We start from the raw sequence: 16,352 nt of genomic DNA on the forward strand, positions 1-16,352 counted from the left end.
CTGGTTATGAGGAATTGGCAGGAGGCCAACGCCACTGTCGATCGGTCCTATCAGCCCGACCAGCAAACGCGGCTGCATTTATCTGCACTCAGGGAAGACGTCACCCCATGGCATTCCGCGCCCCCACTCTGATCGCGCTCAGCGCCGTCACTCTGCTGTCCGGCTGTTCGGCCTTTCGCAATTACGATTCGGAACTGGCCCAGACCAACCAGCAACTGGCCTCCGGCAACGTCGACGCGGCGCTGACCCTGCTGGAAAAAAACAACTCCAGCGCGGACAAAGACCTGCTCTATTACTTCGAGAAAGGTGAGTTGTTGCGCGCCAAGGGCGACCTGTCCGGCAGCCAGAACGCCTGGACCAGCGCCGATGTGGTGGTCGGTCAGTGGGAAGATTCGGTCAAGCTCGACACCGGCAAGTACCTGGCCCAGTTCGGCAGCTTCATCGTCAACGACAAGGTGCGTCGCTACGAAGGCTACGACTACGAAAAAGTCATGCTGACCACGCAGATGGCCCTGAACCTGTTGGCGGTCAACGATTTCGACGGCGCCCGCACCGCAATCAAAAAGACTCACGAACGTGAAGCGGTGATCGCCGACCTGCGCGACAAGGAATACCTCAAGAGCGAAGAAGAGGCCGAGAAAGAAGGCGTCAAGACGCAGTACAAAGACCTGCAGGGTTACCCGGTCGCCAGCCTCGACGCGCCGGAAGTGGTCGGCCTGAAGAACAGCTACCAGAGTGCGTTCAGCCATTACCTGGCCGGCTACGTATACGAAGCGCTGGGCGAAAAAGACCTCGCCGCGCCGGGCTACCGCAAAGCCGCCGAACTGCGCCCGAACACGCCACTGCTGGAACAAGCGCTGATCGATCTCGACAAGCCGTCGAAGTCCGATGACAGCGACATCCTGATCGTGGTGCAAAGCGGTCTGGCCCCGGCGCGTGACTCGATCCGCATCCCGCTGCCATTGCCGATTGCCAACAACGTGGTGATCACCCCGCTGTCGTTCCCGATCATCAAAGCGGACACCTCCACTGCGACTTTTGCGCAGATTGGTGTCGACGGTCAGCAAGTGAATCTGACCGCACTCAACAGCACCACCGCCATGTCTCGCCGCGCCCTGCGTGATGACATGCCGGGCATCATCGTCCGCACCACCGTGCGCGCGATCACCAAAGGTGTGGCGCAAAAGAAGCTCAACGAAACCAGCCCCCTGGCCGGTCTCGCCGTGGGTATTTCTTCAGCTGTGCTCGAAGGTGCCGATACCCGTACGTGGCGCACCCTGCCGGACAACACCCAAGTGGTGCGTCTGCGCTTGAAGAAAGGTGAGCATCAGGTCACCCTGCCGAGCGCCGTCGGCGGCTCGGTGGTCAAGGTCACCATCGATCAGCGTTATCAAGTGATCAGCCTGCGCGCCGTCGGTAACCAGGTGTTCGCCGGCGGTATCGCCGCCCACGTGATGCCGAGCGCCAGCGCGACCAACGTCGCCAGCCTCAAACAACCTTAAGAACGGAGTCTTTGCATGCGCTTCAAACTCATCGCCGTCGCCGCCCTCGCCTTGCTGGCGAGCGGCTGCGCCACCCCGCCACCACCTGAGCCGGGCAGCGCCGCGAGCAAAGTCGTGGCCATGGGGCCGCAGAAACACATCGTCGTCGGCGCCATGCGCGTCGCCCGCGAAAACGGCTTCATGACGGTCAATGTGCAGTTGAGCAACACCCTCAACAGCAACAAGATTTTCTACTACCGCTTCGCCTGGCTCGGTGCGGAAGGTTTCCCGATCGCCGAAGAAGAAGTCTGGAAAAGCCAAATGATGTACGGCGCCCAGACCAGCTTCATTCAGGGCATCGCCCCGACCCCGAAAGCCGTGGACTTCCGTCTGGAAATCAAGACGCCGTAAGCCCGCCACCCTATTCCTGATTTAGAGAGCATTCCCATGTTTGCACGCTTTTCCTGCATCGCCGTCATCGCCCTGCTCGCCTCCGGTTGCGCCAACACTTCGCCGACCCTGGGCAGCAAGAACATCAGCTACGGCGACACCAAAGCGGTTGAAACCGTGACCAACGAATTCGGTTCGACCGACCTGCAAATGATCGCCGAGTCGATGACCCGCTCGCTGGCCCAGTCCGGCATCCTGCAGGGCCGTCCGGTGGTTCAGGTCTACGACGTGAAGAACAAGACCAGCGAGTACATCGACACCCGCGAAATCACCACCAGCATCAAGACTCAGCTGATGAAGACCGGCGTAGCCCGCTTCGCCAGCGACAACAATGCGATGCAGAGCCAGGTTGACCAGCTCAAGCTGCAAAACCAGAGCGGTCTGTACAAGAAGAGCACCGTGGCCAAGACGGGCAACATGGTTGCCGCCAAGTACCGCATCGAAGGTTCGATCAGCTCGATCGTCAAGCGCAGCAGCGACTACAAGGACGTCTTCTACAAATTCAGCCTGCAATTGATCGACGTTGAAAGCGGTCTGGCCGAGTGGATGGACGAAAAAGAGATTCGCAAAACCACGGAGCGTTAATTGATGCGCGCATGGATTGGCATGATGGCCCTGGCTTGCGCGTTCAGCGTGCAAGCGGCCCCGAAAGTTGCGGTAACCGATCTGGCGTATCAGGAGCGTGTGGAGCAATACATCCACATCGTTTCGGCGCAGAGCAGCCATCGCGAGGGTTACTACAGCGCGAGCGGCTCTTCGAGCTACAACGAGATCGAAGCGAGCACCAGCTACATCGAACAAGGCGAGCTGCGTAAATTCACCGGCGACATCAAGGGTGAAATTCTGCGTACCGGCATGTTCCAGCTGGTGCAGGGCACGCCGTACACCGCGTCGTCCAAGGGTGACGTCTACGACGTGATCAAGCGGATCAAGGCCGGCAACTTCAAGGGCGCCGACTACGTGCTGTTCGGTACCGTGTCGGACATCGACTTCACCCAGGACATCAACGAACTGGCGAACACCGACAGCTATTCGGCGGTGCTGGGCCTGACGCTGGTGGCGGATTTCAGCCTGATCAATACCAAGACCTTCGAGATCACTTCGGCCTTCACGGCGATGGGCGAAGCGCAGGACACCAAACTGGTGAACCACCGCGACATCAAGATCTCGCTGAACCGCCCACGGGTGGTACGTGACGTGTCGAAGGCGCTGGGTGAGGACGTGGCCGGGCAGCTGAGCATGCAGCTTGGTGGTGGCGACGGTTATGAACAGCCGCGTGAAGCACCGCAGCGCAACAATTTGCCGCGTGATACTGCGCCGGTGATCCTGCGCTGATTGATTTGGAGAAATGCTTTTCTGTGGCGAGGGGATTTATCCCCGTTGGGCTGCGCAGCGGCCCCCTCTTTTAAGATCAAGAGGGCCCGCTGCGCGAGCCAACGGGGATAAATCCCCTCGCCACAAAAGCTCACTCGCCAGACCGGGCAATAAAAAAGGCGACCTCTGGAGGTCGCCTTTTTTGTGCCTGAGCGCTTTAGGCGGCTGCTTTGCGCAGCGTCGCCATAAACGCTGCCGCGCCGATGAACAGCCCGGCAAACGTGCGGTTCATGCGTTTCTGCTGCTGCGGTGTGCGCAACAGGCGCAGCACCTTCGACGCCAGACCGGTGTAACCCGCCATCACGATCAGGTCGACGCAGACCATCGTCACGCCAATCACCACGTACTGAATCAGCAGCGGCGCATGCGGATTGATGAACTGCGGCAGCACCGCGAGCATGAACACCAGGGCCTTGGGGTTGCTGATGTTCACCAGAAAGCCACGGAATACCAGCGCCAGCGGCTTGCCGATCGGCCGCACTGCCGCGTCATCGCTCATGTCCATGGGCTGCGCGCGCCATTGCTTGATGGCCAGATACACGAGGTAAGCGACACCAAACCATTTGATCGCGTGGAAGGCTGTGGCCGAAGCGGTCAGGATCGCGCCAACACCGGCGCCGACAATCGCGATCTGCACGGCCAGACCAATCTGCAGGCCGAGCGCGTTCCAGTAACCACGCCAGAACCCGTATTGCAGACCGCTGGACATCGACGCAATGGCGCCAGCACCCGGGGACAGACTGATCACCCAGCAGGCGGCAAAAAACGCCAGCCATGTTTGAAGCTCCATCGCACACCTCGACTCATGCTCGTGACAAATGCCTAAGCTAATGCGGGTTTGAATGGATGACTACCGATTTTTTGCTGAATGTTGCAGGCGTTGCTGAGGGACCCTTCGCGAGCAAGCCCGCTCCCACAGGGGAATGCATTCCAAATGTGGGAGCGGGCTTGCTCGCGAAGGCGTCAGAACAGACGCCACAGAATCTACTTCTCGAAACCACTCGACGGAAACACATCCGTCCCGCGCCAACGCCGCACCGAGCGCTGGAAGAACAAGCTGTTCGGCACCTGCACCATCGCGCTCCCCGTCCCCAACTCTTCCGCTTCGATCAACGTCGTGTAGAGCAGATTGATCGCCACCACCCGCCCCTTCACGCCAGGCTTGTCCGTGGTGTCGACCAGTTCAACGATATCGCCCAGCCGAAACGGCCCGACCGTGAAGATCAGAATCGCGCAGAGCAGGTTCGACAGCACACTCCACATCGCAAAGAACGCCACCGCCGCTACCGCGACGAAACCCGACAGCGCCGTCCACAACACCGTGGCCGAGACACCGAGGCGCTCCAAGACGAAGATCAGCGCGCTGCCCATGATCAGCCAGCGCAACACGCCGCGCAGCGGCATCAGCAACTGCGGCGGGAACGGATAGCGCTCGCCCAACCGGGTCAGGCCTTTAGCGACGAAGCGCTGAGTGAGATAGCCGGCGAGCAGGATCAGCAGAATCTGCACGGTGAACCAGATTGGCTCGACCCACACCGCCGGCAGCGGCAGCTTGAACGCTTCCATCAGGACAGCGCCTCCAGCTCCGCCTGCATGCTTTCCAGCACCTCGAGGGCTTCCATCCACGCCTCTTCCAGCTCGCCTTCGCGAACCTTCAGTTTGGCCTGTTCGGCGAGCAGATCACGCAATTCGTTCTTGCGCGCCGGCTCGTAGATGTCGCTGTCGCCGAGGCTGGCATCGACCTTGGCGAGCTTCTCGTGGAGCTTGCCCAGTTCAGCTTCAAGCTTGTCAGCTTCACGCTTGTGCGGTGCCAGTTGCTGACGCAGAGCAGCGGCAGCCTGACGCTGAGCCTTCTTGTCGGTCTTGTCCGGGTTGACCGGAGTGTTGCTGACCGGCGCGTTGCGCTGACGGTATTCCACCAGCCAGCGCGCGTAATCTTCGAGGTCGCCATCGAACTCTTCGACCTTGCCGTCCGCGACCAGGTAGAAGTTATCGGTGGTGCTCTTGAGCAAGTGCCGATCGTGAGATACCACCAATACCGCGCCGCTGAATTCCTGCAGCGCCATGGTCAGCGCCAGGCGCATTTCCAGGTCGAGGTGGTTGGTCGGTTCGTCGAGCAGCAGCAGGTTCGGGCGTTCCCAGGCGATCAACGCCAAAGCCAGACGTGCCTTTTCGCCACCGGAGAAATTCAGCACCGGCTCATCAATGCGCGCGCCACGGAAGTCGAAACCGCCGAGGAAGTCGCGCAGGGTCTGCTCGCGTTCGCTCGGCGCCAGACGCTGCATGTGCAGCAACGGGCTGGCCTTGGAGTCCAGCGAGTCGAGCTGATGCTGGGCGAAGTAGCCGACCACGGTGTTTTCACCACGGGTCAGGCGCCCGGCGATCGGCGATAGCTCACCGGCGAGGTTCTTGATCAGCGTCGATTTACCCGCGCCGTTCGGCCCGAGCAGGCCGATCCGCGCACCCGGGGTCAGTTGCAGCTTGACCTTCTCGAGGATGGTTTTGTCGCCGTAACCGAGGCTGGCATCGGACAGGTCGATCAGCGGGCTGGAGATCTTCGTCGACTCGCGGAAGACGAAGTCGAACGGCGAATCGACGTGGGCCGCCGACAACTCTTCCATGCGCTCCAGGGCCTTGATCCGGCTCTGCGCCTGACGGGCCTTGGTGGCTTGCGCCTTGAAGCGAGCGATGTAGCTTTCCATGTGCGCACGCTGCGCCTGCTGCTTCTCGTAGGCCTGTTGTTGCTGGGCCAGACGCTCGGCACGAGCGCGCTCGAAGGCGCTGTAGCCACCGCGGTACAAGGTGATCTTGCGCTGATCGACATGCGCGACGTGATCGACGACTTCGTCGAGGAAATCACGGTCGTGGGAAATCAGCAGCAAAGTGCCCGGGTAGTTTTTCAGCCACTCTTCGAGCCAGATGATGGCGTCGAGATCCAAGTGGTTGGTCGGTTCGTCGAGCAGCAACAAATCCGACGGGCACATCAAGGCTTGCGCCAGGTTCAGACGCATCCGCCAGCCGCCGGAGAAATCCCCGACCTGACGATCCATCTGCTCGTTGGTGAAACCGAGACCGGCGAGCAACTTGCGCGCTCGCGCATCGGCGGTGTAACCGTCGGCGCTGTCGAGTTCCGAGTGCAGACGGGCCTGAGCGGCACCGTCATGCGCGGCTTCGGCAGCGGCGAGGTCACGTTGCACCTCGCGTAGACGCAGGTCGCCATCGAGCACATAGTCGACGGCAAGGCGCTCGAGCGTCTCGATTTCCTGGCGCATGTGGGCGATGCGCCAGTCAGCCGGCAAGAAGCAGTCACCCGAGTCGGGGTGCAGTTCGCCCCGAATCAAGGCGAACAGGCTCGATTTGCCGGCGCCGTTGGCACCGATGAGGCCGGCTTTGTGGCCGGCGTGCAGGGTCAGCTCGGCGTCTTCTAGCAGACGTTGCGGGCCACGCTGTAAAGTCAGGTTCTGAAGTCGGATCATAATGGCGGCGGAGTCTACCAGCTTCGCTCACAACTGGCGCGAGTAGCACGATGTCCTCTGACCTGTGGAGCTTTTCCCTTGCCACCTACGCCCGTCCGGGCGTGGAAGACGCCTGCCTGCAACTGCAAACGGCGGGCGCGAACGTATGCCTGCTGTTGTGCGGTTTATGGCTGGAGCAACGCGGGGTGACCTGCGATGAACAACGCGTCAGCGAACTTCAGGCGCTGACCGCGCCATGGGATATCGAAGTGGTGCAACCGCTGCGGACACTGCGTATGCAATGGAAAGCACGGGCGATGGATGACGCGGTGTTGAAAGGCATGCGCGAGCAGATCAAATCACTTGAGCTGGAAGCTGAGCGAGCGTTGCTGTCACGGCTTGAAGGTGTGGCGCAGGAATGGACGCGAAACGATGCAGGTTCGATGACCTGGCTTGAAGGCTTGGCCGGCACGGCGGCCAACCCGAACCGCGACGCGCTGCAATTGCTGCGCGTCGCGGCGACCGGCGTTTAGGAAGCGCTGGTTGGGTTGTTGCTGGTGCTCGACACAGCGGCTGGCGATGGCGCAGTCGATGGCGTCGAGGTCGTAGCGGCTGGAGCAGGTGCCGATGGTGCAGCCGACGCTGCCGGTGCGGCAGGTTTGGCGGCAGGCGCGGTAGCCGGTTTGGCGGCAGCTGGTTTGGCAGCGGCTGGCTTTTTAACGGCTGGTTTTGCGGCTGGTTTCGCAGCTGGCTTGGCGGCTGGTTTTGCAGCAGCAGGCTTGGCAGCAGCAGTCGCTGGTTTGGCAGCAGCGGCCGGTTTAGCGGTTGGCTTGGCTGCCGGTTTGGCGGCGGCTTTCACGGCTGGTTTTGCAGCCGGTTTTGCAGCAGCTTTGGCTGGCGCTTTTGCCGCAGGCTTGGCTGCTGCTGGTTTAGCGGCAGTCTTGGCAGCGGGTTTTGCAGCGGCAGTTTTAGCAGCAGGTTTTGCCGCAGCTTTGGCAGCAGGTTTGGCGGCCGGTTTAGCAGCGGCGGTTTTCGCTGGAGCAGCTTTGGCAGCGGCTGGCTTCGCAGCTGGTTTAGCAGCAGCGGCACGGGTAGCCGGCTTGGCAGCGGCAGTCCGCGCAGCAGGTTTTGCCGCTGTGGTTTTAGCTGCTGGTTTTGCAGCGCTCGCCGCAGCAGGTTTCTTCACTGCGGGTTTTGCAGTTGCTTTGGCCGCTGATTTTGCAGCGGCTTTCACCGGTGCTTTTGCAGCAGGCTTGGCAGCGGATTTAGCAGCCGCTTTTGCAGCAGGCTTGGCCGCCGCAGTTTTCGCCGGAGCTTTGGCTGCAGCAGGTTTTGCAGCAGCTTTCTTCGCCGGTGCCGCCGCTGGTTTGGCCGAGCGAGTCGACAATACCTTGCCCACTGCTTCTTGAACGCGGCCAACACCCTGGGCCAGTTTCAGACTTTCCTGGGCATCGCGCTTGAGTTGCAGAATGTAGCTGCGGGTGTCGGACTGACGATCCTTCAGCGCATCGAGCAGGTCTTCCAGTTCTTTCACTGCGCCTTTGGCTTTGGTCTGTGCCTTGGCTTTACCGGCAGTGGCTGCGTCCTGCAATTTGGTGCGGGATTTGTGCAGTTTTTCTTGCGCCTTGCCGCGTTGCTTTTCCAGCTTGGCGAGCAGTTTTTCAGCATCAGCCAAGGCTTGCGAGCAAGCGTTTTCCAAATGCTCGAGCAGGCTGCCCGAGAGTTGTTGGAGTAAGTGCAACGGAGTGTTTACAGGCTTCTTGGTGGCCGACATGGTTTACCTCCTGGCTGACGTGAGTGCGGCTCATACTAGACCTCTGCTGACACCGCCGCTAGGTCATGTTGACAGTATCGAAACAGTTGCGTTGCAACGAAGTGAAAATGTTCTGCACAAAGGCAAAAGCAGTTCACCGTTGCAGACGTTTGCGCTGGCATAATCCTGCGCAATTCAGGACGGAGCAGTGACCATGTCGCGCTACTTTTTTTTATCCCTCTGCGTGATCTTTTCTGCAGCCCACGCTGACGAAAAATCCACTGCGAACGATGCTCACGATCTGGCCTACAGCCTCGGCGCCAGCCTGGGTGAACGGCTGCGTCAGGAAGTCCCGCAGCTACAAATTCAGGCATTGGTCGAGGGCTTGCAGCAGGCGTATCAAGGCAAGCCGCTGGCGCTGAGTGAAGCGCGTATCGAACAGGTTCTGGCCGATCACGAAGCGCAAAATGCCGAGCACTCGACACAGCCTTCGAGCGATGCCGCGATGGAAAATGAACAGCGTTTTCTCACCGCTGAAAAAGCCAAACCGGGCGTGAAGGAATTGGCCGATGGCATCCTCCTCACCGAGCTTTCGCCAGGCACCGGCAACAAGGCCGGTCCGGATGGAAAAGTGCAGGTGCTGTATGTCGGTCGCTTGCCGGACGGCACCGTGTTCGATCAGAACACTCAGCCGCAATGGTTCAACCTCGACAGCGTGATCGCCGGTTGGCGCAGCGCTTTGCAAAACATGCCGGTGGGCGCGAAATGGCGTTTGGTGATTCCATCGGATCAGGCCTATGGCGCCGATGGTGCCGGCGACTTGATCGCACCGTTTACACCGCTGGTATTTGAAGTGGAGTTGCGCGGCGCGAGCAGTTGAGCAGGCAATAAAAAACGGTGCGCTTTGGGCGCACCGTTTTTTTGATCAGAGAAAAAAATCAGGCCTGAACCGGATCTTCTTCCTTGTGTGCTGTGTGCAGCACTTCGATCAGGCAGTCTTCGAGTTCGAAGCGCTCGTGCAGCAAACCACCGAGTTCTTTGAATTTCTCGGCAACGCATTTGCCTTCATCGCAAAGGTCATTGAACGCGAGCAGCTTCTCGGTGATCACGTCGATGCGCGGGTAGATTGTCTCGGCGAGCTCCAGACCGCGTTTGTCGTTGAACGCCTTGGCTTCGCCAGTCAGCTGTTCGTAGATTTCGAAGTGCCCGGCCGACACGTAATCGACCAGCACGCCGCAGAATTCCTGCAAAGGCTTGCGGCTCTCGGACAGCGACTCAGGCTGTGCACCGAGATTGTCGTAGGCACCGATCAGATCTTCACGCTCTTGCAACCAGCGGTCGATCAGCAGATGAACTCCACCCCAACGTTCCTGAGCATTCTGACAACTTTCGAGCATGGCGATCTCTCTTCCCTTGTGGGTCATGCTGCTCTACACCCGCGCCTCTCTTCTGGTTTATCGCTTGGAGGGCGGCCGGGCAGAGCGTCATCGAGCAACATAATTCCAATGACACGTGCGGGCCAGATTATGCCCGCGCGCCTATGGCATCAAGGTACGCAGGAGATAAAGTTCATACAAGTGTTTAATCCCTGACCAGCCCTTGGTGCGACGCTTCGCCGCTGAGCGGTCGTTGCAGAGCGTTGCAGACCAGCCGCAGCAGTTGATAAAACGCCAGAATCGACACCCCGACAAAGAACAGCAAACTCCATTCCGGGATGCTCAAATCAAACAGCGTCCAGGAAATTTCGGCGCAATCGGCGCTGCCGTTAAACATCCGCAGCGTCGCACACAGCCACGGCAGACGGCTGAAAAGGGTCTCGGGATCGGGCGAACAGTCCACCAGTTGCAACAGCGGATCACTCTGCAACAGCACCTGCCGCCAGGCCGCCGTCGTGCCCACCAGACTGGCACCCAGCGCCGCCAGCCAATAGAGCGACAGACCGACACGTTGCGGGCCATGCACCGCCGCCAAACCGCAGACGGCCGTCAGCAGCGTCAGAAACAAACGCTGCACCAGGCACAGACTGCACGGCGCCAGCCCGATCGCGTATTCGAGGTAATAGGAAGCTCCCAGGGCAACGGCCCCCGCAGTGAAAGCCATGAAAAACAAGGAGCGTGAGCAGGCCAACGACATGGCTTTTCCGTAACAGTAGAGACAGGTAGTTACGGTAGAGGAAAGCGCGTAAGCCTTTCAAGGCAAGGGGCTGCCGACACTTCGGCAAAGGTGTAGGGAAAACCCGACAGGGCAGGAAGGAAATGAAGAAGGCGCTCGTAGGACTTTGCCTCTGGCGCCCATTTGCGGGGAATTATTCGGTCGGGAAACCTACACGAGGGAGCGAACTCCCTCGTCGATTCAGACGCGCGCCGGCACCGGCAATGGCGCAGCAAGCAGACGCTCATCGAGCAGGCCAAGGCCTTCCTGGAACAGCTGATTACTGCGATCGGTGTCGCCGAGCTGCGCCAGCAGACGCGCCAGCTCCGCACAGGTTTCCGGGTTGCGCTGCACGCGCAGGCTGCTTTCCAGATAGTCGCGCGCCTTGCCCCACAGACTGGTCTGCAGACACAGACGGCCGAGGGTCAGCAGCAAGCTCGGATCATTTGGATGTTCCTTGAGCCAGCCTTCAGCGGTCTGCAACTGACGCGCCGGATCGCTGCCGCGCACCAGGCCATAGAGACGCGCCAGATGACTGTCGTACTGGCGCTTGAGCGCGGTGCGCAGCACTTCTTCCGCCTCGACCTGAGCGCCCAGCTGACGCAGTTGTTCGGCGTAGGCCAGCACCAGCGGCGCTTCTTGACGCTGAGCCGAAGTGAGTTGCTGCCAGGCCCGTTGAAGCGACTGCAAACCCACGGTGCCGTCTTCTTCGCGGTGTGCAGCCAGCGAGAGGTTTTCACCCCAGGCACGACGCTCCAGTTCAGACAGTTCGGCTGGCGGCAGCACTTTGTCTTTGCGCAGCTCTGGCAGCAGGCGAATCACCGCCGACCAATCCCCGCGCTGCTGATGCAGGCGATGCAATTGGCGCAGGGTTTGCGCGTTGTGCGGATGGCGTTCGTGCATGGCTTGCAGGGTGACCAGCGCACCGTCGGTGTCGCCACGATCGGTCTGCAACTGCGCATGACTCAGGGCAATCGCCAGCTCGGCTTGCGGCTGACGTTCCAGTGCGCGCTCCAGCAGACGATCGCATTCTTCGTAATTGCCTTGCTCATTGGCCGCACGGGCGGCTCCGAGGTAGTACAGCAGTGGCTGGCGCTCGGCCTCGGCGGCGCGAGAAAGATGCCGCTGCGCACTGGCCCAACGACCTTCGGCGAGATCCAGCTGACCGTGCTCGATCGCCACTTGCACACGACGGCTGCGATTGCGTCGCGACCAAGGATTGACCACACCGCTGGAAGCCATCACCAATTCAACCAAGGCCTTGATGCCCCAGATCAGCAGCCACAACACCGCGATCAGCCCGAGCGTTGCCCACAGGCTCGCTTCATAGCGGAAGCTCTTGTAGGCGATCAGCACGTAACCGGAATGCTGCGCCACCGCAAACCCAAGCGCTGCCGTCGCCGCGATCACCAGAAACACGATCACATACAGGCGTTTCATGGCGTGGCCTCCTGCGCAGCATTCGCGGCAGGTTTGGCGAACGGTTTCACCGATTCTTCAGCGTTGACGTTACGGCGTTCGAGATAGCCTTGCACTGCACTCAGGGTGCCGGTCATGTCCGGCGTGTTGACGGTGACCGGTTCTTTGCTCAGCTCGCCGACCTGTTCCAGCATCACTTTGCTTTGCGGGTTGTCCGGATTGAAATTGCCTTTGAGCACATCACGCGCTTCGGCCATGGCCTGGGTGTACACCGGCGCCTGACCATTGAGGGCCGCCCACTGCGCCTGCTCCAGGGCCAGGCTCAGGGCCAGGCGCACTTGGCTCAGACTCTGCCCGGCCAGCAGCGGCCGCACGTTTTTATCCGCATTGAAATCGATGCGGATGTAACGCGAGACCTGATCCCACCACTGCGCCCAACGACTGGCGCCGTCACCGTCAGCGGTCAGGCCCAGCAGCGATTCGCCGCGATCTTTGTACTCGGGCGCCAGCTCAGTAAGGCCGACCACCTGATCACGCAACGCGCCGATACGCAGGAACAATCCGGTGCGATCCGGCTGCTCGGTGCTGCGCAGGGCGACGAGGGTTTTTGCCACTTGCTCGCGGGCCGCGAAGGCGCCCGGATCGTTCTGTTCGCGGAGGATTTCGTCGGCACCCTGCACCAGTGCCTGAGCGCTGCTGATGTCCTGCAACGCTGAAAGACGCAGGCTGGCCAGACGCAGCAGATGCTCGGCCTCGGCCAGACGCCAGTCCTTGCGGCTTGCGCCGAGGACGGTTTCCAGACGTTGATTGAGGCGCTGCTGATCGCCCTGAAGCTGTGTCACCAGACGCTGGCGTTCGGCAAGTTCATCGGCGCCCGGCAACTGCGCGAGGCGCTCGGTCAGGCGCTGCTCGTTGAGCTTCAGGGTCTGTGCCTGATCGTTCAGCGCCTGCACTTCACCCGACTGCGCTTGCGTGTTGGTCTGCAGGTGACGCACCTGCCAGACACCCCAGCCACCGATCGCGACGCCGGCTGCGCCAAGCAACAGGGCGACGATGGCCAGTCCATTGCCTCGGCGCGGCTCTTTGGCCGGCGGTGGAGTTTCAACCTGAGCATCGATCACAGGCTGGACATCATCTTTAGGCAAGGCTGTTTCGCTCACGTATCCATCCTTTGCATTAGAGAACGGGCCCGGGATTTTCCCGTAACGCCGTCAGCAAAGCCGCGGCATTCGCGCCGCGGCAATCCACAACTGTTTGAGCCCCGGCGGCACGTGCCAGCTCGGCGACTCTCGGGCTTGGTACAAACAACGGCAATTGCGCAATTTCCGGCCAGGCATCGCCGGCCATTTCGCGCAGGTGCTCAAAACCCTGTCCACTGCTGACCACCAGCCCGTTCAAGCGTTCCGCTTGCAACCGCCGTGGCAGCTCTTTCGGCGCGTACGCTGGCAGGTCGCGTCGATACAATTCCAGATACTCGACACTAGCACCTAGCGCGCGCAGACGCTCGGCGAGCAGCTCGCGCCCGCCCTCGCCACGCAGGATCATCACCTGCGCGCCGGGCTGGCTGACCGCTTCACGCAGACGCGGCAATTGCAGCAAGGCTTCGCTGTCATCGCCATCGTCCGGGAAGCTCACGTCAAGGCCATGCTCGCGCAGAATCTGTGCGGTCGCCGCGCCGACGCTGAACCAAGGCATCGTTAGCGCAGATGAATTGCCAAGCAGATCCAGCGCAATGCGCGCCGCCGGTTTGCTGACCACGATCACCGCGTTACAACTCTGCAAGCGCGCCATCGCCTGACGAATATTGTCAGAGACCGACAGCGCAACAATGTCCAGAAGCGGCAAGCAGCTACTGAAAACACCCTGCGCCGCCAACGTCTCCGCCAGCGCCGCACAGTCTTCCGCAGGGCGCGTCAGCAGCAGGCGCCAAGCGGTCACTCGTGACCTGCCTCGCCATAGACTGCCTTGAGAATCTCGGCTGCGCCCTGGCTCAGCAAGTCTTCGGCGACCCGCACGCCCAACGCTTCGGCATCAGCCCGTGGTGCGCGAGCTTCAGCGCTGAGCAGCAAGCCACCGCTCGGTTCGCCGACCAGACCGCGCAACCACAACTGCTCGCCTTCCAGCACGGCGTAGCAGGCGATCGGCACTTGGCAGCCGCCATTCAGATGTTTGTTGAGGGCACGTTCGGCAGTCACGCGCGACGAGGTGTCGGCGTGATGCAGCGGTGCAAGCAAGGCGTGGATTTCAGTGTCAGCGCTGCGGCATTCGATGCCGACCGCGCCCTGGCCACCGGCCGGCAGGCTGTCATCGACACTGATCGCCGAGGTAATGCGTTCTTCGAAACCAAGGCGAATCAGACCGGCCGCCGCGAGGATGATCGCGTCGTACTCACCGGCATCGAGCTTGGCCAGACGCGTGTTGACGTTACCGCGCAGGAAGCGGATTTGCAGATCCGGGCGACGCGTCAACAATTGCGCCTGACGACGCAGGCTCGACGTGCCGACAATGGCGCCCGCAGGCAACGCATCGAGGCTGGCATAGGTGTTGGAAACGAAGGCATCGCGCGGGTCTTCGCGCTCGCAAATGCAGAACAGACCGAGGCCTTCAGGAAAGTCCATCGGCACGTCTTTCATCGAGTGGACGGCGATGTCGGCTTCGTTTTCGAGCAGCGCGGTTTCCAGTTCTTTGACGAACAGACCCTTGCCGCCGATTTTCGACAGTGGCGAATCGAGCAACTTGTCGCCGCGACTGACCATGGGCACCAGCGTCACCAGCAGGCCCGGATGGGCCGCTTCCAGACGGGCTTTAACGTATTCGGCCTGCCAAAGGGCCAGCGCACTTTTACGGGTGGCGATGCGGATTTCGCGAGAGGACATGGATCAATCCGTACTGAATAGATACGGCGGATAATAACAGCTCAGCCAAATCCACTTTGACTTGAATCAGCCTCGGCGCGGCCTCCCTGGCCCGCCATGCCCGGTGAAAAGAACAGTGAGCCGCCGGAAAAGTCCGGCTTACAGGCCCTGCATCATTTTGCGTACGCCGGCCACGTGCCGACGACTGACGATCAGCGCATCACCATTGAGGCCTTTGAGGAACAGCTGGAAATGCCCCAGCGGCGTGCGTTGCAGACGTTCGATGCGGTCGCGGGCGACCAGGGCGTTGCGGTGGATCCGCACAAAGCGTTCGCCGAATTCGTCTTCGAGAGCCTTGAGCGGCTCATCAAGCAGCACTTCGCCGGCCTCGTGGCGCAAGGTCACGTATTTGTGGTCGGCAATAAAATAGACCACCTGATCCAGCGGGATCAGTTCGATGCCTTTGCGGGTGCGGGCGCTGATATGGCTGCGCGGGCCGGTGCCACTTTCGGCAGCGGGACGGGTCAGGGCCGAGAGTTGCGCCCGGTTGGGACGTTCCGCCCGTTTCAGGGCGTCATGCAGATGTTCAGTTCGCACGGGTTTCACCACATAGCCCACGGCGCTGGCCTGCAGGGCTTCCACGGCAAATTCATCGGGGCTGGTGCAAAACACCACGGCGGGCGGCGTTTCTCGTTCGCACAGACGGGCAGCAACTTGCAGGCCATCGAGGCCTGGCATGCGGATATCGAGCAAGACGATATCCGGCTTGTGGCTGTCGATCAGTGCCAACGCCTCCTCGCCATTCGTGGCGCTGGGCTCCAGAACTGTATAACCCTCGAGCTCGCTCACCATTCGGCTGAGGCGCTCGCGAGCCAGTGGTTCGTCATCAACGATCAGGACATTCATATTGCGCTGGATTCCTGCGTGAGTCTCGCACAAGGATAGCGTAGACAGGTGAAGTGACGTCCGTCACCGCGATCCACGCTAAGACTAGCCCGAGCGCCAAAAAGTGCCGTACGTCGGCCAGCAATATTTGCCAGAGTCCGCGTCGTACCGCTCAAAGCCCGCTGTTTCTCGCGTTTTTCGCAGGAATTGCCGAAGGACAATTACACCCACCCCCTCTTCTTATAGTCGGCGACCAGACCTTTGCGCGATCCAAAGTCGCGCCGACCCTTATGTCCTACTGTAGACGCTCGTCGGGCCGATATTGCTCAATCGAAAAATATCCTTACGCAAATCCCCCGGGAGCAGTGCCGACTATGGCCGGTTCGATGAGAAAAAAACGTATCGACCAGTGTCAACGACAGGATTGGCAACCCTGTTATTATCCGCGCCAGCGTTTCACGCCTTTTTTCTTCAAGCCGATACGAGCGAATTCATGAGCACTGACAAGACCAATCAGTCCTGGGGCGGC

At 60.8% G+C, this 16,352-nt stretch carries 17 protein-coding genes and 1 pseudogene; 6 read left to right on the plus strand and 12 right to left on the minus strand.

Going from position 1 to position 16,352, the window contains the following annotated elements:
• Positions 1-107: 107 nt before the first annotated feature.
• From ACIP1X_RS17320 to ACIP1X_RS17335, 4 genes are read left to right on the plus strand one after another with little or no spacing between them, the layout of a single operon-like run.
• Positions 108-1,502 (plus strand): COG3014 family protein, encoded by a 1,395-nt coding sequence (locus ACIP1X_RS17320; RefSeq protein WP_159814374.1) that lies wholly within the window; start codon positions 108-110, stop codon positions 1,500-1,502.
• Positions 1,503-1,517: 15 nt separating this feature from the next.
• Positions 1,518-1,892 (plus strand): YcfL family protein, encoded by a 375-nt coding sequence (locus tag ACIP1X_RS17325; protein ID WP_007911131.1) that lies wholly within the window; start codon positions 1,518-1,520, stop codon positions 1,890-1,892.
• A gap of 36 nt (positions 1,893-1,928) precedes the next feature.
• Positions 1,929-2,516 (plus strand): penicillin-binding protein activator LpoB, encoded by a 588-nt coding sequence (gene lpoB / locus ACIP1X_RS17330; protein WP_016772610.1) that lies wholly within the window; start codon positions 1,929-1,931, stop codon positions 2,514-2,516.
• Positions 2,517-2,519: 3 nt separating this feature from the next.
• Complete coding sequence (locus tag ACIP1X_RS17335; RefSeq protein ID WP_400651508.1) at positions 2,520-3,266, plus strand: penicillin-binding protein activator LpoB; 747 nt, start codon at positions 2,520-2,522, stop codon at positions 3,264-3,266.
• A gap of 196 nt (positions 3,267-3,462) precedes the next feature.
• Here ACIP1X_RS17335 and rhtB read toward each other — a convergent pair whose 3' ends face one another.
• The 3 genes from rhtB to ACIP1X_RS17350 all read right to left on the minus strand — a co-directional run bounded on the left by rhtB (position 3,463) and on the right by ACIP1X_RS17350 (position 6,781).
• Complete coding sequence (gene rhtB, locus ACIP1X_RS17340; RefSeq protein ID WP_053124937.1) at positions 3,463-4,095, minus strand: homoserine/homoserine lactone efflux protein; 633 nt, start codon at positions 4,093-4,095, stop codon at positions 3,463-3,465.
• 194 nt (positions 4,096-4,289) lie between these two features.
• The gene (locus ACIP1X_RS17345) at positions 4,290-4,871 is read right to left on the minus strand and encodes a mechanosensitive ion channel family protein (RefSeq protein WP_016985893.1); all 582 of its coding nucleotides are present in this window, start codon (positions 4,869-4,871) and stop codon (positions 4,290-4,292) included.
• Positions 4,871-6,781, minus strand: a complete 1,911-nt coding sequence (locus tag ACIP1X_RS17350) for an ATP-binding cassette domain-containing protein (RefSeq protein ID WP_053124941.1) — start codon at positions 6,779-6,781, stop codon at positions 4,871-4,873. The genes ACIP1X_RS17345 and ACIP1X_RS17350 overlap by 1 nt, the downstream gene beginning before the upstream one ends.
• Positions 6,782-6,831: 50 nt before the next feature.
• On the opposite strand from ACIP1X_RS17350, the gene ACIP1X_RS17355 reads away from it, so the two are divergent.
• Positions 6,832-7,293 carry a TIGR02444 family protein gene (locus ACIP1X_RS17355; RefSeq protein ID WP_400753819.1) on the plus strand — a complete coding sequence of 154 codons (462 nt, stop codon included), beginning with the start codon at positions 6,832-6,834 and terminating at the stop codon, positions 7,291-7,293.
• Here the strand turns inward: ACIP1X_RS17355 and ACIP1X_RS17360 are convergent.
• Complete coding sequence (locus ACIP1X_RS17360) at positions 7,290-8,534, minus strand: AlgP family protein (RefSeq protein WP_400753822.1); 1,245 nt, start codon at positions 8,532-8,534, stop codon at positions 7,290-7,292. The two genes, ACIP1X_RS17355 and ACIP1X_RS17360, sit on opposite strands and share 4 nt — an antisense overlap.
• A 193-nt stretch (positions 8,535-8,727) precedes the next feature.
• Here ACIP1X_RS17360 and ACIP1X_RS17365 point away from each other — a divergent pair, with 193 nt between their 5' ends.
• Positions 8,728-9,393: an FKBP-type peptidyl-prolyl cis-trans isomerase gene (locus tag ACIP1X_RS17365; protein WP_053124947.1), complete on the plus strand. Its 666-nt coding sequence runs from the start codon at positions 8,728-8,730 to the stop codon at positions 9,391-9,393.
• 58 nt (positions 9,394-9,451) lie between these two features.
• On the opposite strand, the gene ACIP1X_RS17370 is transcribed toward ACIP1X_RS17365, so the two are convergent.
• The 8 genes and pseudogenes from ACIP1X_RS17370 to ACIP1X_RS17405 form a co-directional block, all read right to left on the minus strand.
• Positions 9,452-9,910: an Rsd/AlgQ family anti-sigma factor gene (locus tag ACIP1X_RS17370; protein WP_053124949.1), complete on the minus strand. Its 459-nt coding sequence runs from the start codon at positions 9,908-9,910 to the stop codon at positions 9,452-9,454.
• A gap of 184 nt (positions 9,911-10,094) precedes the next feature.
• Positions 10,095-10,646: a disulfide bond formation protein B gene (locus tag ACIP1X_RS17375; protein WP_400753825.1), complete on the minus strand. Its 552-nt coding sequence runs from the start codon at positions 10,644-10,646 to the stop codon at positions 10,095-10,097.
• A 219-nt stretch (positions 10,647-10,865) separates the two neighbouring features.
• Positions 10,866-12,104: a heme biosynthesis protein HemY gene (locus ACIP1X_RS17380; RefSeq protein WP_053124954.1), complete on the minus strand. Its 1,239-nt coding sequence runs from the start codon at positions 12,102-12,104 to the stop codon at positions 10,866-10,868.
• Complete coding sequence (locus ACIP1X_RS17385) at positions 12,101-13,243, minus strand: uroporphyrinogen-III C-methyltransferase (protein ID WP_212546200.1); 1,143 nt, start codon at positions 13,241-13,243, stop codon at positions 12,101-12,103. Before ACIP1X_RS17385 ends, ACIP1X_RS17380 begins: the two co-directional genes overlap by 4 nt.
• Positions 13,244-13,259: 16 nt before the next feature.
• Positions 13,260-14,021, minus strand: coding sequence for a uroporphyrinogen-III synthase (locus ACIP1X_RS17390; protein ID WP_212550212.1), 762 nt, complete (start codon positions 14,019-14,021; stop codon positions 13,260-13,262).
• Entirely contained in the window at positions 14,018-14,959 is a 942-nt protein-coding gene (gene hemC / locus ACIP1X_RS17395; protein WP_159814389.1) for a hydroxymethylbilane synthase, read from the minus strand. The genes ACIP1X_RS17390 and hemC overlap by 4 nt, the downstream gene beginning before the upstream one ends.
• A gap of 138 nt (positions 14,960-15,097) precedes the next feature.
• Positions 15,098-15,844, minus strand: coding sequence for a LytTR family DNA-binding domain-containing protein (locus ACIP1X_RS17400; RefSeq protein WP_007911111.1), 747 nt, complete (start codon positions 15,842-15,844; stop codon positions 15,098-15,100).
• Positions 15,841-15,993, minus strand: a pseudogene (locus ACIP1X_RS17405) (sensor histidine kinase); the annotation flags it as partial. The gene ACIP1X_RS17400 and the pseudogene ACIP1X_RS17405, both read right to left, overlap by 4 nt.
• Between the last annotated feature and the right edge of the window lie 359 nt (positions 15,994-16,352).

Source organism: Pseudomonas sp. NPDC088885 (assembly GCF_044750025.1).
In the GTDB taxonomy this organism is placed as follows: Bacteria; Pseudomonadota; Gammaproteobacteria; order Pseudomonadales; family Pseudomonadaceae; genus Aquipseudomonas; species Aquipseudomonas rustica.

Excerpts from the sequence above, each read along its gene's own strand:
- ACIP1X_RS17325 (WP_007911131.1), top strand. The coding sequence starts at position 1,518 with ATGCGCTTCAAACTCATCGCCGTCGCCGCCCTCGCCTTGCTGGCGAGC.
- ACIP1X_RS17360 (WP_400753822.1), bottom strand. The coding sequence starts at position 8,534 with ATGTCGGCCACCAAGAAGCCTGTAAACACTCCGTTGCACTTACTCCAA.
- lpoB (WP_016772610.1), top strand. The coding sequence starts at position 1,929 with ATGTTTGCACGCTTTTCCTGCATCGCCGTCATCGCCCTGCTCGCCTCC.
- ACIP1X_RS17400 (WP_007911111.1), bottom strand. The coding sequence starts at position 15,844 with ATGAATGTCCTGATCGTTGATGACGAACCACTGGCTCGCGAGCGCCTC.
- hemC (WP_159814389.1), bottom strand. The coding sequence starts at position 14,959 with ATGTCCTCTCGCGAAATCCGCATCGCCACCCGTAAAAGTGCGCTGGCC.
- ACIP1X_RS17380 (WP_053124954.1), bottom strand. The coding sequence starts at position 12,104 with ATGAAACGCCTGTATGTGATCGTGTTTCTGGTGATCGCGGCGACGGCA.
- ACIP1X_RS17345 (WP_016985893.1), bottom strand. The coding sequence starts at position 4,871 with ATGGAAGCGTTCAAGCTGCCGCTGCCGGCGGTGTGGGTCGAGCCAATC.
- ACIP1X_RS17370 (WP_053124949.1), bottom strand. The coding sequence starts at position 9,910 with ATGCTCGAAAGTTGTCAGAATGCTCAGGAACGTTGGGGTGGAGTTCAT.
- ACIP1X_RS17335 (WP_400651508.1), top strand. The coding sequence starts at position 2,520 with ATGCGCGCATGGATTGGCATGATGGCCCTGGCTTGCGCGTTCAGCGTG.
- ACIP1X_RS17375 (WP_400753825.1), bottom strand. The coding sequence starts at position 10,646 with ATGTCGTTGGCCTGCTCACGCTCCTTGTTTTTCATGGCTTTCACTGCG.
- ACIP1X_RS17350 (WP_053124941.1), bottom strand. The coding sequence starts at position 6,781 with ATGATCCGACTTCAGAACCTGACTTTACAGCGTGGCCCGCAACGTCTG.
- rhtB (WP_053124937.1), bottom strand. The coding sequence starts at position 4,095 with ATGGAGCTTCAAACATGGCTGGCGTTTTTTGCCGCCTGCTGGGTGATC.
- ACIP1X_RS17365 (WP_053124947.1), top strand. The coding sequence starts at position 8,728 with ATGTCGCGCTACTTTTTTTTATCCCTCTGCGTGATCTTTTCTGCAGCC.
- ACIP1X_RS17320 (WP_159814374.1), top strand. The coding sequence starts at position 108 with ATGGCATTCCGCGCCCCCACTCTGATCGCGCTCAGCGCCGTCACTCTG.
- ACIP1X_RS17355 (WP_400753819.1), top strand. The coding sequence starts at position 6,832 with ATGTCCTCTGACCTGTGGAGCTTTTCCCTTGCCACCTACGCCCGTCCG.